Below are 14,606 nucleotides of genomic sequence, written 5' to 3' on the forward strand. Positions count from 1 at the left end.
CTAAGAGAGGGTATAGAAAATGAGTACAAGAAACGGATTAATAAATCGAATAGACGAGACATACGACGTATCACAAATTGAAAAAGAAATTGGGCTAGACAACATTGCATTAAGTGATTTAGAACTATTAGCGACAGGGGGATATAGCCCGCTTACTGGTTTTTTAGGAAGGAAAGATTATGATTCGGTTGTAGAAACGCTTCGTTTAAATAATGGAAGTGTTTGGAGTATACCTATTACATTACCAGTAACAGAAGAGGTAGCAGAGACGCTAAAAGTTGGAGAGGAAGTAAAACTTGTTAACGGTGGAAATGTATATGGTGTCATTCAAATAGAAGATATTTTTGTGCCTGATAAGGAAAAAGAAGCGTTACTAGTGTATAAAACGACGGATGAGGCTCATCCAGGAGTGAAAAAATTATACGAACGACCGAACGTTTACGTCGGAGGAGCTATTGTTCTGACGAAACGTTTTGAAAATAATCCGTTTCCTTCTTATCATTTAGATCCAATTGAAACGAGAGAAGAATTTAAAAAACGTGGTTGGAAAACAGTAGTTGGATTCCAGACGAGAAATCCGGTACATCGTGCTCATGAATATATTCAAAAATCTGCTCTTGAAATTGTAGATGGCCTCTTTTTAAATCCGCTCGTTGGGGAAACGAAGTCGGACGATATTCCTGCTGATGTAAGAATGGAAAGTTATGAAGTATTACTTCAAAACTACTATCCGAAAGATCGTGTCTTTTTAAGTGTATTTCCTGCAGCAATGCGTTACGCAGGACCGAGGGAAGCGATATTCCATGCATTAGTCAGAAAGAATTTTGGATGTACCCACTTTATTGTAGGACGCGATCATGCAGGAGTAGGAGATTATTACGGTACTTATGAAGCACAAGAAATTTTTACAAACTTTACAGTAGAAGAGTTAGGGATTACACCGTTATTTTTTGAGCATAGTTTTTACTGCACGAAATGTGAAGCGATGGCTTCAACGAAAACATGCCCGCATGGAAAAGAGGATCATGTCATCTTATCTGGTACGAAAGTAAGAGAACTATTAAGAAACGGTGAGGTTCCGCCAAGTACATTTAGTCGTAGAGAGGTAGTAGAGGTACTAATTAAAGGTTTGAAAAAAGAAGTAGTAACAGAATAGGGAGAGAATGAGATGGATACGAATATTACTTGGCATACAGCTTCTGTTTCAAAAGATGAGAGAAGAGTGAAGAATGGGCATCATAGTTTTGTCATTTGGTTTACTGGTTTATCAGCTTCGGGTAAATCTACAGTAGCGAACGCGGTTGCTCGTAAACTATTTGAAAAGAATATTGGAAACTATGTACTTGATGGAGATAATATACGTCACGGTTTAAATAAAGACTTAGGTTTCTCTGAAAGTGATCGTATGGAAAATATAAGACGAATTGGCGAAGTAGCGAAGCTATTTGTAGATCAAGGGACTGTTGTTCTTACAGCGTTTATTTCACCGTTTCGAGTAGACCGAAAACAAGTTAGAGATCTATTAGCTGCAGATGAATTTATAGAAGTGTTTGTAAAATGTCCAATGGAAGAGTGTGAGAAACGTGATCCGAAAGGACTTTATAAAAAAGCAAGAAAAGGTGATATTAAAGATTTTACAGGTATCGATTCACCGTATGAGGAACCAGAGCAAGCGGAATTAACTGTAGAAACGCACAAGTATTCTATTGAAGAATGTGCAGAACAAATCGTGAAGTACTTACAAGAGCGTAGTTTTATATAGGGGGATAAAAAATGAGTTATGAAAAAGTATGGGCTAACAATGAAAAATTAAATCAAACTGAGAAAAATAAATTAAAAAAAGATGGATTGGAAATCTTTAATGATATTCCTTACTATGCAGAGAATGGCTTCGAATCTATTCCGAAAGAAGAGTGGGACGCATTCAAATGGGCAGGGTTGTACTTACAAAGACCGAAGGAAGCTGGTTATTTTATGATGCGTGTAAATATCCCTTCTGGCATTATTACGAATGCACAGGCAGAAGTGCTTGCTTCTATCGCTGAGGATTATGGACGTGACGTAATAGATATTACGACAAGACAGGCAATTCAGTTTCATTGGTTAGAAATTCATCAAATTCCAGATATTTTTAAAAGATTAGCAAGGGTTGGGTTATCTTCAGCTGGGGCGTGTGGTGATATAACGCGTAATATTACGGGGAATCCACTTGCTGGTATTGATGCAAATGAACTATTTGATACAACTGGCATTGTAAAAGAGGTATATGATTATTTCCAGCATAATGAAGAATTTTCTAACTTACCACGTAAATTTAAAATGTCTATTAGTTCTAACATTTATAATTCAGCAAACGCAGAGATTAACTGTGTTGCATTTACACCTGCAACGAAAGAAATAGATGGTGAGAAAAAAGTTGGTTTTCATATAAAAGTAGGCGGTGGGTTATCAGCCCGTCCATATTTAGCTGATGAATTAGATGTATTCGTTTTACCAGAAGAAGTGAAGGCGGTAGCAATTGCGATTGCTACGATATTCCGTGATTTTGGATATCGTGAAAAACGTCATTTAGCCCGTTTGAAATTTCTTGTTGCAGACTGGGGAGCAGAGAAGTTTAAAGAGAAACTAATAGAATATACAGGACCATTACAAAGTAAAGGAGAAAGTGCTCTTAAAGGCTGGAATGCGGGATACTTTTATGGTGTCCAAGACCAAAAACAAGATGGACTAAAATATGTAGGTTTTAATGTGCCAGTAGGACGCCTACATGCAGAAGAAATGTTTGAGATTGCAAGAATTGCTAAACAATATGGAAATGGACAAATTCGTACATGTAATTCACAAAACTTCATTATTCCGAATGTTCCGCCAGAAAATGTAACTGGCTTGCTAAATGAGCCGTTGTTTGAAGCGATATCAGCAAATCCGAAATCGTTTATTGGTCACGCGGTTTCTTGTACTGGTATTGAATATTGCAATCTTGCATTAGTAGAAACGAAAGAAAGATTACGAAAAATTGCCGAATACTTAGATACACAAATGGCACTCGATGTTCCGGTTCGTATTCATATGGTAGGATGCCCGAATTCATGTGGTCAACGTCAAATTGCTGACATTGGATTGCAAGGTGTGAAAATGAAAACGAAGGAAAAAGGAATTGTTGAAGCATTTGAAATATATGTAGGTGGAACGCTGTTAGATGGTGGTGCTTATAATCAAAAGTTAAAAGGAAAAATAGATGGCGAGGATCTACCTGATGTACTCGCATCATTTATAAGTTATTTCAAAGAAAATAAATTACCAGCTGAAACGTTTTATGATTTTGTAGGCCGTGTTGGTGTAGAGACATTACAAACAGCGTTAAATAACGTGTTAGAAGAAGTAATAGCGTCTTAGGAGGGGCAATATGGATTTATATCGATTTGAAGCGGTATTAGTGAATAGCATTGTTCCGATTGTTGTTGTTGCTGAAAGTGAAGAACAGGCATTTAAGATGGCGGAGATTGAGCTTGAAAAACATTTTTTACCGTTACCAGAAGTAAAGGAGATTGCTTTATTTGAAAAAAAGAAGATTCGAAAAAGCGCAGCCTTTGTTATTCATGAGTAAGGAACATTGAAATATTAAGAAATGAAAACTTCCATTCCTATATAAGGATGGAAGTTTCACTTTAATAGTAGAAATGAGGAGAGATGATGGGAAAAGTATATATCGTTGGAGCGGGCCCTGGTGATCCAGATTTAATTACTGTAAAAGGATTGAAATGCATTGAGAAAGCAGATGTTATTTTATACGACCGTCTCGTGAATAAAGAATTGCTTTCTTATGCAAAGCCTGAAGCGGATTTAATTTATTGCGGAAAACTACCAAATTATCACACGATGAAGCAAGAGACAATTAACACGTTTCTTATTAAATATGCGAAAAAAGGAAAAGTTGTAACGAGGCTAAAAGGTGGCGATCCATTTGTATTTGGTAGAGGAGGAGAAGAAGCTGAAGCGTTAGCAAAGCAAGGTGTACCGTTTGAAATCGTTCCTGGTATTTCAGCTGGAATAGCTGCTCCTGCTTATGCTGGTATTCCAGTGACACATCGTGATGCAAGTGCAAGTTTTGCTATTGTGACAGGGCATAGAAAAGAAGATGCTGAAGAGGATGTGAAGTGGGAAAATTTAGCGAAAGGTGTAGAGACTTTAGCTGTATATATGGGGGTTAGCAATTTACCCTACATATGTGAGCAACTGATAAAGCATGGAAAAGATAAAAGTACGCCTGCTGCTATTATTGAGCGGGGAACGACATCTATGCAGCGTACAGTTGTTGGGACGTTAGGAACAATTGTAGATGTTGCGAAAAAAGAACAAATTCAAAATCCAAGCATGATTGTAATTGGAGAAGTCGTCCGTTTTAGAGAAAAAATCCATTGGTTTGAGAAACAGACAGAAAGTACGTATCAAGTAAGTGGAGTGTTATAAAATGAAAGCCATCTTATATATATGTCATGGAAGTCGCTTGAAAGCAGCGAAAGAAGAAGCGGTTGAATTTATTACGTCATGTATGAACCGTGTAGAGGCAAGTATTCAAGAAATTTGTTTTTTAGAGTTAGCGAGTCCAACTATTGATGAAGGGTTCCGTACATGTGTGAAGCGTGGTGCTACAGAGATTATTATTATTCCAGTTTTTTTATTAGCGGCAGGTCATGTGAAAAAAGATATCCCGTTTGAATTGGAAAAGTTAAATAATCAATATCCAAGTATAAAAGTGACCTATGGTAATCCATTTGGTGTATCAGAAGCACTTATAAAATCAGTGTATAGAGGAAGTGGCATTGAACAGGAAGATAAGAATGAAGTGACGTTACTTCTCGTTGCAAGAGGGAGCAGTGATCCTGAAGTATTAAAAGATATAAACTGGATTGCTTCTTTATTTCAAACGGAAGAGAAGATTAAGAAAGTAGAAGTTTGTTACTTAGCGGCTGCCGAGCCGAAATTTGAGGAGAAGTTAAAGGAAGTTGTAGAACGAAAAGAAAAAAATATCGTTGTGCTACCTTACTTGTTATTTACAGGTTTACTTATGAAACATATTGAAAAAGAAGTGCGCCAATATGAGCGAGATGAGATAAAAATAAGTCCGTATTTAGGAAAGAATGAAGCGTTTCAGTATATGTTAATTCAGAAAACGAAGAAATTATTGAAGGGAGATCAATATGTATCCACTTACAGTGCGAGTTGAGAAGAAACGTGTTGTTGTCATTGGTGGAGGGAAAGTCGCGGGATTTAAAATTATTCCTTTACTAAAACAAGGTGCAGATATAGTTGTGGTAAGTCCTGAATTGGATGCGAATTTAGTGAAACTTGTAGAAGAAAAGAAAATTCGTTGGTATCAAAGGGAGTATGAAAAAAGTGATATTAATGGTGCTTTTTTAGTTGTAGCAGCGAGTAGTGATGCCGTATTGAATGAAAAGGTTGCTGAAGATACGGCAGAAAATCAGCTGGTAAATGTTATTACGAATCCGGAAAGTGGAAATGTTCATTTTCCGGCGGCGTTTCATCGTGGGCTACTTAATATAGCTGTTTCTACTGGAGGAGCGAGTCCGAAACTTGCAAAAAAAATTCGAGATGATATCGCAAATAAATATGATGAGACGTATGAATCGTATCTTGATTTTTTATACGAAGTTAGAATAAAAGTGAAAGAATTACAAATAGAGAAAAGAGAGAGAAATATATTGTTGCAAGAGGTATTGAAGTCGATATATGTTCAAAATGAACAAAAAAGAGAATTGTTTTTACAAGAATTAGAGAGAAGAGTTCATATAGGATAATAAATAAATTGTACTTTACAACTATAAGAATATAATTTATAATCACAAGTAACTTCAATAGATGAAATCGATGAGCAAGAAGAGTATGTATATTTGATACGTTCAGAGAGCTGGGGTAAGGTGTGAGCCCGGTACGATAAAATATACAGAATGGGCTTGCGAGAGGTATGTTGAACATTGTAGTAGGCAACCCGGGTTCCGCCGTTAAAAGGATAGAGTATCGGAGTTTTTCCTGTACTTGAACAAGTGGGATTTATCAATCCAATTGAGGTGGTACCACGGTATTAACATTACATATATCGTCCTCTACATGCATATTTGCGTGTAGGGGACTTTTTTATTTTCTAAAGGAGGTGTGCGAGTATGAAATGAAAGTGTATAATTAATAAAAGTTTAAATATTCAGAAAAGGAGAATTTATGATGAAAGAAACACAGCAATGGACGTCGAAAATAGGCTTTGTACTCGCAGCAGCCGGAGCCGCAGTAGGTCTTGGTGCAATATGGAAATTTCCATATGTTGCAGGTAATGGCGGGGGAGGCGCATTCTTCCTTGTATTTTTACTATTAACTTTATTTATAGGTATGCCACTCCTTTTAGCTGAATTTGTTATTGGGCGTAGTACGCAAAAAGAGGCAGTTACAGCGTATAAAGTATTAGTGCCAAATAGCAAGGTATATCCTTGGATTGGTCGCATGGGAGTTGTTACTTGTTTTAGTGTACTATCTTTTTATAGTGTTGTAGGTGGATGGATTTTACTTTACTTATACTATAGTGTGACAGGAAGCTTCTGGAATGGAGTGACTGATTATGGGCAATTATTCGGTGAGACGATTTCAAATCCAGTAAGCGCGATTGGAGCGCAATTTGTCTTTATGCTTTGTACGATTTTTGTTGTAAGTAAAGGTGTAGAGAAAGGGATAGAAAAAGCAAGTAAGTATATGATGCCGCTATTATTTATTTTGTTTATTGCAATTATTGTTCGTGCGTTAACACTGGATGGTGCTTTTGCTGGGGTAGAGTTCTTCTTAAAACCAGATTTTTCAAAGCTGACAGCAGATACGATTTTATACGCGATGGGACAATCATTCTTCTCGCTAACAGTTGGGGCCTCAGTAATGGTCACGTATAGTTCCTATTTGAAGAAAGAAGAACATTTAGCAAAATCAGCAACATCTATTGTAAGTTTAACTGTTTTTATTACAGTACTTGCAGGATTAGCGATTTTTCCGGCGATTTTCGCATTAGGTGTTAAGCCGACTGAAGGACCGGGGTTACTATTTATCGTCCTTCCAGCGGTATTTGCGAAAATACCATTTGGACAATTTTTCTTCATTATGTTTTTGGTGTTATTCTTCTTTGCAACGTTAACATCTGCGATTTCCATGCTTGAAATTGTAGTAGCATCTGTTGCGAAAGATAACGAGAAAAAGCGTCCGTCAGCATCGTTATTAATTGGTATTCTAATTTTTGCGGTTGGAATTCCGTCAGCATTATCGTTTGGTATTATGAGTGATGTGAAAATATTTGGGAAAACATTCTTTGATTTAGTCGACTTCTCAGTAAGTAACGTATTGCTGCCGTTAGGGGTACTAGCTATTTCGCTATTCGTACCAAATAAAATGAGTAAAGAAATGTTAATGAAAGAATTAGAAGTTACGGAAACGAAAGGGAAAACATTATTTAATATTTGGTTCTTCTTACTTCGTTATGTTATTCCAGTAACCGTAATTATTGTATTTTTAAATGTGATAGGCGTATTTAAAATGTTTGCATAATAAAGTGAAACTTTAATCAGTGGGGGTTTTCTTCATCCCGCACTGATTATCATCCCTCACCAATCGGACTTTAATGGGCAGCCGCCCCCCACCTAACTTCTTTGCTTTCGCTGCATTTTGAGGTGGGGGTCTTACTGCCCATTAAAGTGGGATAAAAAGACGGAGAAATCTCCGTCTTTTTATTATGTTGTAGGTGTATTTAATAAACGATTATATGCTTTATAGGCTGTGACGACTGCGAGGAATGATCCGATTAAAAATAAAACTGAGCCGCCAAATGTAAATATCCGGCCAATAAAAGTCTCTCTAGCTTCTTGTATTTCTTGTTGTAATTGTGTATTCATATAATTCACCCCGTAAACTATAGGCATTTAGTTGTAGTCTATGTGGAATGCCTATAGTGTGTGAAGGGGAAATAAAAAAACTCGGTATGCACCGAGTTTTTTTATAATCCGATATAAGGAGATGGATCAACTGCGTTTGTCTTACCGACATTCCATTCTCCAAGATGAAGTTCAAAGTGTAAATGTTGTCCGTATGATTGGCCGGTATTCCCCATAAATCCAAGTTGAGTTCCTTGTTTTACAGTTTGTCCATTCGATACAGAACGGCTACTCATATGAGCATATACTGTTGTATATGTTTTTCCGTTAATACGGTGAGATAAGTACACAACATTTCCGTAACTAGATGATAATTCTGAGCGAATAACAACGCCATCTGCAGCGGCAATAATTGGAACAGTTCCTGAAGCAGCGATATCGATTCCTTTATGGTTATCAATAGAGCGCACGCCAAAACCAGAAGTTTTTGATCCAGCTGCTGGTTTAATAAATCCACCGATGTTTGTATCGTGTGGTGTTGGGGCCGCTTGAGCTGTTTGAGCAGATGTAGCAGCTTGTTTACGAGCTTCTTCCGCCTTGCGAGCTTCCTCGGCTTTACGAGCTTCTTCTGCGCGTTTTTCTTCTTCAATTGCCTTTTGAACAGCTTGACGCTGATTTTCTAAAATGCCTTTAGATTCTTCTAATCCTTCAATCTCTGAATCTACTTTTGCTACTTTCGTATGTAGATCGCTAATAAGAGTTTGTTGCTGTTGTTGGTTGTTTTGTAATTCTTGTTGTTTTTGTTCTAATTTTTGCTCGGATTCTTTCAGTTGTTGCTCTTTTTTTTCAACAGCCTCTTTTTCTTTCGTCACAGCATCTTGGTCATTTGTTTGTTTTTTCACAATATCAGTATCGTTGTTTAAAATTAAACTGACAGAGTACATATTATCAACAAGATCAGCAATGTTTGCAGAATTTGTTAATACTTCCGTAATGATATTTGTGCGAGGTTTTTCTTGCATAGATTGCAGTCGTTGCTTAATAACTTCCTGACGTGTATCTATGTTTGTTTGTAATTGCTCTATATGTTTCTTTTTTTCAGTAATTACTTGTTGTGTTTTACTAATTTCTTTTTTTGTATCGTTTAATTCAGCTTCGTTTTTATTAATAGAAGTAGTTAAATCGTCGATTTTCTTTTGTAATTCTTGAATTTCTTTTTCTATTTGTTCTTTCTCGGCTGATTTATTTTGTAAGTCATTTTGTTTTCCTTCTAATTCAGATTGAATATTAGATAATTTATCTTGATTCGTTTCAGCGTATGCGGGTGAAAGTAACGGGGAAGCGAAAATCGTTCCTGCTGCTAAAACGCTGAACGCTACAAATTTCTTTTTCATGGTTGTCTGGCTCCTTTCCCTATGAATGTTATATATCATAAGAAGAAGAGTGTCTATCGTTGTAACCATAATGTAAAGAAAATTTTATAAAATTACTAAGTTTTGTCGGAATTTATCATTTTTCAGCGATAAATTTCACTGCAGATGCATTTTTTATATTTGTGTAACAAGGGTGTATTTTTAGAGTTTCTTGTAAAATAAAGGGAAAAGTGAAATTGTTTTATGTAGTGAAATATTAGTTATACATTTAATAAAACACTGGTAAGGAATCGTTCTCATGTTAGGTTTTCTGACATGGGTTTTATTTTTGTCAAGAAAATTATTTGCGTTCGGGCAAACTTATTTTGTTGTCAGATTTTAAATTTTGATTTATGATTTTTAACAGGGACAAAATGTAGTGAATTGTCGAATAATATGTAATACTCTTAATTTCAAGTTTTATAGAGATAGATAGAATGAGAGATAGAGTGAAACATCGAAGAGGGGGTTACAACAAATATGAAAAGAATAGGACTTGCATGGCAAATTTTAATTGGTCTTGCGCTAGGTATTGCAGTTGGGGCGATTTTCTTTGGCAATCCGGCAGTGGTGAGCTATTTACAACCAATTGGTGATATTTTTATCCGATTAATTAAAATGATCGTTGTACCGATTGTTGTAGCGAGTATTGTTGTTGGGGTTGCTGGTGTTGGCGATGTTAAAAAATTAGGTCGACTAGGCGGAAAAACAATTATTTACTTTGAAATTATTACAACAATTGCAATTATTGTCGGTCTATTAATTGCGAATATTTTCCAACCGGGAAAAGGCGTGAATATGGAGCAGTTAACAAAGACAGATATTTCGAAATATACACATACGACAGAGCAAGTACAAAGTCATTCGTTTGCAGATACATTTGTAAATATTGTTCCAACAAACATTGTAAAGTCATTAGCTGACGGAGATATGCTTGCTATTATATTCTTCTCTGTATTATTTGGTTTAGGTGTAGCGGCAATTGGTGAAAGAGGAAGACCGGTTCTTCAATTTTTCCAAGGTGTAGCTGATGCAATGTTTTACGTAACAAACCAAGTTATGAAATTTGCACCATTTGGTGTATTTGCGTTAATTGGAGTTACAGTTTCTACATTTGGTCTTTCTTCATTAATTCCATTAGGGAAATTATTAATTGTAGTATACGGAGCAATGATTTTCTTCGTTGTAGTCGTATTAGGAATTACAGCGAAAATATTTGGAATTAACATTTTCCAATTCTTTAAGATTTTAAAAGATGAACTGATCTTAGCGTACTCTACAGCAAGTTCAGAAACAGTTTTACCAAAAATCATGGAGAAAATGGAGAAGTTTGGTTGTCCAAAGGCAATTACATCTTTTGTTATTCCGACAGGTTATTCATTTAACTTAGATGGATCAACTTTATATCAAGCAATTGCGGCTATTTTCTTAGCACAAATGTATGGTATTGATTTATCTATTACACAACAAATTACATTATTACTTGTATTAATGCTTACATCAAAAGGTATTGCGGGTGTACCTGGCGTATCATTCGTTGTATTATTAGCGACACTTGGTACAGTAGGTATTCCAGCTGAAGGTTTAGCCTTTATTGCTGGTATTGACCGTATTTTAGATATGGCCCGTACAGCAGTTAACGTTGTAGGTAACTCTTTAGCAGCTGTAGTTATGTCTAAGTGGGAAGGTCAGTATGACGCTGAAAAAGGACAAGCCTACTTGAAAGAAATTTCTAATAAGCAAGCAGCTTAATTATAATTTGAACAAGCTCTCACATAATATGTGGGGGCTTTTCTATATAGAAAGGGAGCAGACGAAATGAAACGTAAATATGGTGACGGTTCTTCGTGGAAGCGACTAATAGAGAGGGATTATACTGTTAAGCAAATAGAAGAAGGAATGCTAGGAATACTGGAAATAAAAAAGGTGAGAGAACCTAGTTTTAAAGCATATGATGGTAAGGAACTTTGTATTGCTGGTAATCAGTATACGTGGATTCAATATTTCATAGATGGGAAAAACTTTGCGATTACAGCTATGTTAGATGATCAGAAAAAATTAGTGCAATATTATATCGATGTGGCGAAAGAATATGAAATAGATGACTGTGGCTTACCATATTTTGATGATTTATATTTAGATGTAGTGTTATTACCGAATGGTAAAATGTATGTACTCGATGAAGATGAGCTAGAGGATGCTTATAAAAGTGGCGATGTTACAAAAGAAGAGTATGAGTTAGCTTGGTACACTACGAAATGGATCATAGCTGCAATAAAAAATAGTGAATTTTATTGGATTTCAATATTGGAAGAAGAAATCAAAAAGTTAAAATGATTATTGTATTCAAATTTTTGTATAATTACCAAAAAAATCTATACAAAAAATAATTGACTTTTGTTTTGTAAGCGAGTAAAGTTAGGGAAGAAATTATTATTAAAAAATAAATATGAAACCTTCTTATAAAGAGAGGCGGAGGGACTGGCCCTACGATGCCTCGGCAGCGGACTCGATTTCAGAGTGCTGTGCCAAATCCAGCAAGCATATGCTTGAAAGATGAGAAGAGCGTTTCTTATAGATGTATAAGACCTCTTCTCGTTGGAAGAGGTCTTTTGTTATTCATTAGAAAAAGGTTGAAACTAGGGAGAGATGGTACTTTGAAAGAAACGAGAGGAAATGGTTTGGCATTATTACCACTTGGGATATTTTTGGCGCTATTTATTGGTTCTGGAATTATTACAGGTGATTTCTATAAATTGCCGATACTTGTAGCAATTTCAATTGCTGTAGGAGTCGCTTTAGCAATGAATCGTAAAGAAAGTTTTCATGTAAAAGTGGAACGATTTGCTAAAGGTGCAGGGAACCCAGACATTATGATTATGGTTCTGATTTTTGTACTGGCAGGAGCATTTTCTGAAACAGCAAAAGGGATGGGTGGCGTTGATTCTACAGTTAACTTAGCGTTATCGATTTTACCACAAGGATTTATCGTAGCTGGCATTTTCGTTATAGGAGCATTTATTTCATTAGCGATGGGAACTTCAATGGGAACAATTGCTGCATTAGCACCAATTGCTGTAGGTATTAGTGGGCAAACTGATATCTCAATTGCACTTACGATGGCTACTGTTGTTGGCGGAGCGATGTTTGGTGATAATTTATCATTTATTTCAGATACAACAATCGCAGCTGTACGTTCACAAGGAACAGAAATGAAAGATAAGTTTAAAACGAACTTTTTAATTGTATTACCAGCAGCTATTATTACAATTGTACTATTAGTAATCATTACTTTAGGAAGCGATACGCAGATTAAAACGCATAGCTTTGACTGGATAAAGATTTTACCGTATGCAGGAGTACTTATTACAGCGCTACTTGGTTGGAATGTACTTATCGTGTTAACTGGTGGAACTGTACTATCTGGGGTTATCGGTCTTTTAGATGGAAGTTATACGTTAGAGAGTTTCTTTAAAAGTGTAACGACTGGAATGGGCGGTATGATGGAGTTAGTATTACTTGCTATTTTAATTGGCGGTATGGTCGAATTGATTCAATATAATGGTGGCATTCAATATTTAATGAATATTTTAACGCGTAACATTCGTTCAAAAAAAGGAGCAGAGTTCGGTATAGCTGGTTTAGTAGGTATGACGAATATGTGTACAGCGAATAATACCATTTCTATTATCTTTACAGGTCCGCTTGCGAAAAACATTGCAGATCAATATGAAATTGATCCTCGTAAATCAGCGAGTGTATTAGATCTTTTCTCGTGCTGTGTGCAAGGGTTAATTCCGTATGGTGCGCAAATGTTAACAGCAGCAGGATTTGCGGCGTTATCTCCAATTGAACTGTTACCATATGCGTTTTATCCAATCTTAGTTGGCGTATGTGGAATCATTTCTATATTAATTGGTTTCCCAAGGTTTTCTAAAGTAGCGGAAAAGAAAGAGTATCATAAAACAGCATAATGAAAAATAACGAAAGCCGTACAGAGAATGTTCTCTGTACGGCTTTTTATGTGCGGGAAAAGAGTGAACGATCCCATGCTACCGTATGTTTTTACAAAAGGCTGAATGCAACTCGGTCTTAAGTCTGAGTTAAAAACGGTTCTTAAGCTCGTTATGGAAAAAAGAAAAAATAGTTAAGATAAGAGTATCAAATCGAAGGGAGGCAAGCACAAGATGAAACAATTTCTAGCGTTTATCGCGGCTGGTATTTTAGCTTTAATTGCTCTTGGTAGTCTTGCTGGTATTGTAGGATTCGCAATCGGAGCAGGAGTTGTGTACTGGAGCTATAAATCATTTGTGCGAGCACAATCATTTTTTGGAAAGTTAGCTTGGGGTATTGTTGGTTTGATCGGCTTGTCCATCGCCCTTTCTCATTCCCCAGCATTAATCGGTATAGCAGCATTAGTAGTTTTATACTACGGATACCGTGAGTGGAAAAAAGAAAAAGATGTAGTTGTTGATTCTGCTCCAGAAAGTTCTAAACCATATAGCAACTTTGAAGATGAGTGGAACAAGTTAATGAAAAACTAATATAAAATCAATCAAATCAAATTTATAAAGTAGAAGAGAGGAAGATTATAATGAAACAATCTTTATTCGGACGTGTACGCGATGCAATTTTAGCAGATTTTCATAATGTGTTAGATGAGAAAGAAAGAAAAAACCCAATTGCTATGTTAAACCAATATTTACGTGATAGTGAGCGTGAAATAACAAAAATTGAGAAGTTAATTCAGCGTCATAAAACATTAAAATCTAACTTTGCTCGTGAGCTTGAGCAAGCACGTTATTTCGTGAATAAAAGATCTAAGCAAGCGATCATCGCTCAAGAAGCAGGCGAACTACAACTACATGAGCGTGCATTAGAAGAAGTAGCTTATTATGAAGGGCAAGTAACTCGATTAGAAGAAATGTATGCAGGTGTTGTAGAACAAATTGATGAGCTAGAGCGTCGTCTTTCTGAAATGAAAAATAAATTAAAAGAAATGCACGCAAAACGTATGGAATTAATGGCACGTGAAAATATGGCACATGCAAATCGTCGTATGAATACTGCGATGCATAAAATGGATGAAAATAATCCATTCTTACGCTTTGAAGAAATTGAAGATCATATTCGCGACTTAGAAACTCGTATGAACGAGGAGCATGAACGTGACACATTTGATATGAAAATTGCAAAGCTTGAGCGTGAAATGAAAGAAAAGAATGATGTATCGTTAACGAAAGAGTTAACAAAATAATAGTAGTATATTATAAAA

General features: G+C 36.0%; 15 protein-coding genes, 1 riboswitch and 1 other annotated feature. Of the genes, 13 read left to right on the plus strand and 2 right to left on the minus strand.

The annotated features are described in order from the left end of the window. Nucleotides 1–19 precede the first annotated feature (19 nt). The 8 genes from sat to MKY00_RS07730 all read left to right on the plus strand — a co-directional run bounded on the left by sat (nucleotide 20) and on the right by MKY00_RS07730 (nucleotide 7,596). Nucleotides 20–1,156: a sulfate adenylyltransferase gene (sat, locus tag MKY00_RS07695; RefSeq protein ID WP_016716989.1), complete on the plus strand. Its 1,137-nt coding sequence runs from the start codon at nucleotides 20–22 to the stop codon at nucleotides 1,154–1,156. Nucleotides 1,157–1,168: 12 nt separating this feature from the next. Beyond that, on the plus strand, nucleotides 1,169–1,762 hold the full coding sequence (cysC, locus tag MKY00_RS07700; protein WP_000380511.1) for an adenylyl-sulfate kinase: 594 nt from the start codon (nucleotides 1,169–1,171) through the stop codon (nucleotides 1,760–1,762). An 11-nt stretch (nucleotides 1,763–1,773) separates the two neighbouring features. After that, nucleotides 1,774–3,396, plus strand: a complete 1,623-nt coding sequence (locus MKY00_RS07705; protein WP_000119632.1) for a nitrite/sulfite reductase — start codon at nucleotides 1,774–1,776, stop codon at nucleotides 3,394–3,396. 10 nt (nucleotides 3,397–3,406) lie between these two features. Continuing rightward, nucleotides 3,407–3,607 carry a DUF3906 family protein gene (locus tag MKY00_RS07710; RefSeq protein WP_000366912.1) on the plus strand — a complete coding sequence of 67 codons (201 nt, stop codon included), beginning with the start codon at nucleotides 3,407–3,409 and terminating at the stop codon, nucleotides 3,605–3,607. 86 nt (nucleotides 3,608–3,693) lie between these two features. Next, complete coding sequence (gene cobA / locus MKY00_RS07715) at nucleotides 3,694–4,470, plus strand: uroporphyrinogen-III C-methyltransferase (RefSeq protein ID WP_000521271.1); 777 nt, start codon at nucleotides 3,694–3,696, stop codon at nucleotides 4,468–4,470. 1 nt (nucleotide 4,471) lies between these two features. Beyond that, nucleotides 4,472–5,227 carry a sirohydrochlorin chelatase gene (locus MKY00_RS07720; RefSeq protein WP_016716990.1) on the plus strand — a complete coding sequence of 252 codons (756 nt, stop codon included), beginning with the start codon at nucleotides 4,472–4,474 and terminating at the stop codon, nucleotides 5,225–5,227. Next, entirely contained in the window at nucleotides 5,202–5,819 is a 618-nt protein-coding gene (locus MKY00_RS07725; protein ID WP_000283349.1) for an NAD(P)-binding protein, read from the plus strand. Before MKY00_RS07720 ends, MKY00_RS07725 begins: the two co-directional genes overlap by 26 nt. Before the next feature lie 61 nt (nucleotides 5,820–5,880). Further along, nucleotides 5,881–6,129 (plus strand) — a binding site (T-box leader). A gap of 111 nt (nucleotides 6,130–6,240) precedes the next feature. After that, a complete protein-coding gene (locus MKY00_RS07730; protein WP_016716991.1) occupies nucleotides 6,241–7,596 on the plus strand; it encodes a sodium-dependent transporter in 1,356 nt (451 codons plus the stop codon). A gap of 182 nt (nucleotides 7,597–7,778) precedes the next feature. On the opposite strand, the gene MKY00_RS07735 is transcribed toward MKY00_RS07730, so the two are convergent. Further along, the gene (locus MKY00_RS07735; protein ID WP_001095994.1) at nucleotides 7,779–7,940 is read right to left on the minus strand and encodes a hypothetical protein; all 162 of its coding nucleotides are present in this window, start codon (nucleotides 7,938–7,940) and stop codon (nucleotides 7,779–7,781) included. Nucleotides 7,941–8,041: 101 nt separating this feature from the next. Next, complete coding sequence (locus MKY00_RS07740; protein ID WP_000726431.1) at nucleotides 8,042–9,313, minus strand: murein hydrolase activator EnvC family protein; 1,272 nt, start codon at nucleotides 9,311–9,313, stop codon at nucleotides 8,042–8,044. Between the two features lie 498 nt (nucleotides 9,314–9,811). Here MKY00_RS07740 and gltP point away from each other — a divergent pair, with 498 nt between their 5' ends. The 5 genes from gltP (at nucleotide 9,812) to MKY00_RS07765 (ending at nucleotide 14,588) form a co-directional block, all read left to right on the plus strand. Continuing rightward, a complete protein-coding gene (gene gltP / locus MKY00_RS07745; protein ID WP_000821138.1) occupies nucleotides 9,812–11,083 on the plus strand; it encodes a glutamate/aspartate:proton symporter GltP in 1,272 nt (423 codons plus the stop codon). Between the two features lie 66 nt (nucleotides 11,084–11,149). Further along, entirely contained in the window at nucleotides 11,150–11,668 is a 519-nt protein-coding gene (locus tag MKY00_RS07750; protein ID WP_000824671.1) for a DUF402 domain-containing protein, read from the plus strand. A gap of 120 nt (nucleotides 11,669–11,788) precedes the next feature. Next, nucleotides 11,789–11,894: riboswitch (SAM riboswitch) on the plus strand. 94 nt (nucleotides 11,895–11,988) lie between these two features. Then, entirely contained in the window at nucleotides 11,989–13,305 is a 1,317-nt protein-coding gene (locus MKY00_RS07755) for a Na+/H+ antiporter NhaC family protein (RefSeq protein WP_000665478.1), read from the plus strand. Between the two features lie 213 nt (nucleotides 13,306–13,518). Continuing rightward, nucleotides 13,519–13,875, plus strand: coding sequence for a lmo0954 family membrane protein (locus MKY00_RS07760; protein WP_000808648.1), 357 nt, complete (start codon nucleotides 13,519–13,521; stop codon nucleotides 13,873–13,875). 50 nt (nucleotides 13,876–13,925) lie between these two features. Continuing rightward, entirely contained in the window at nucleotides 13,926–14,588 is a 663-nt protein-coding gene (locus MKY00_RS07765) for a PspA/IM30 family protein (RefSeq protein WP_000814138.1), read from the plus strand. The last annotated feature ends 18 nt before the right edge of the window (nucleotides 14,589–14,606 follow it).

It is taken from the genome of Bacillus sp. FSL R9-9834 (genome assembly GCF_038006905.1).
Lineage (GTDB): Bacteria > Bacillota > Bacilli > Bacillales > Bacillaceae_G > Bacillus_A > Bacillus_A pacificus.

Bases quoted from the DNA above. Each gene is read 5' to 3' on its own strand.
- MKY00_RS07710 (WP_000366912.1), top strand. From the start codon at position 3,407: ATGGATTTATATCGATTTGAAGCGGTATTAGTGAATAGCATTGTTCCG.
- MKY00_RS07735 (WP_001095994.1), bottom strand. From the start codon at position 7,940: ATGAATACACAATTACAACAAGAAATACAAGAAGCTAGAGAGACTTTT.
- MKY00_RS07765 (WP_000814138.1), top strand. From the start codon at position 13,926: ATGAAACAATCTTTATTCGGACGTGTACGCGATGCAATTTTAGCAGAT.
- sat (WP_016716989.1), top strand. From the start codon at position 20: ATGAGTACAAGAAACGGATTAATAAATCGAATAGACGAGACATACGAC.
- MKY00_RS07720 (WP_016716990.1), top strand. From the start codon at position 4,472: ATGAAAGCCATCTTATATATATGTCATGGAAGTCGCTTGAAAGCAGCG.
- MKY00_RS07750 (WP_000824671.1), top strand. From the start codon at position 11,150: ATGAAACGTAAATATGGTGACGGTTCTTCGTGGAAGCGACTAATAGAG.
- MKY00_RS07730 (WP_016716991.1), top strand. From the start codon at position 6,241: ATGAAAGAAACACAGCAATGGACGTCGAAAATAGGCTTTGTACTCGCA.
- MKY00_RS07740 (WP_000726431.1), bottom strand. From the start codon at position 9,313: ATGAAAAAGAAATTTGTAGCGTTCAGCGTTTTAGCAGCAGGAACGATT.
- gltP (WP_000821138.1), top strand. From the start codon at position 9,812: ATGAAAAGAATAGGACTTGCATGGCAAATTTTAATTGGTCTTGCGCTA.
- cobA (WP_000521271.1), top strand. From the start codon at position 3,694: ATGGGAAAAGTATATATCGTTGGAGCGGGCCCTGGTGATCCAGATTTA.
- MKY00_RS07725 (WP_000283349.1), top strand. From the start codon at position 5,202: ATGTATCCACTTACAGTGCGAGTTGAGAAGAAACGTGTTGTTGTCATT.
- cysC (WP_000380511.1), top strand. From the start codon at position 1,169: ATGGATACGAATATTACTTGGCATACAGCTTCTGTTTCAAAAGATGAG.
- MKY00_RS07705 (WP_000119632.1), top strand. From the start codon at position 1,774: ATGAGTTATGAAAAAGTATGGGCTAACAATGAAAAATTAAATCAAACT.
- MKY00_RS07760 (WP_000808648.1), top strand. From the start codon at position 13,519: ATGAAACAATTTCTAGCGTTTATCGCGGCTGGTATTTTAGCTTTAATT.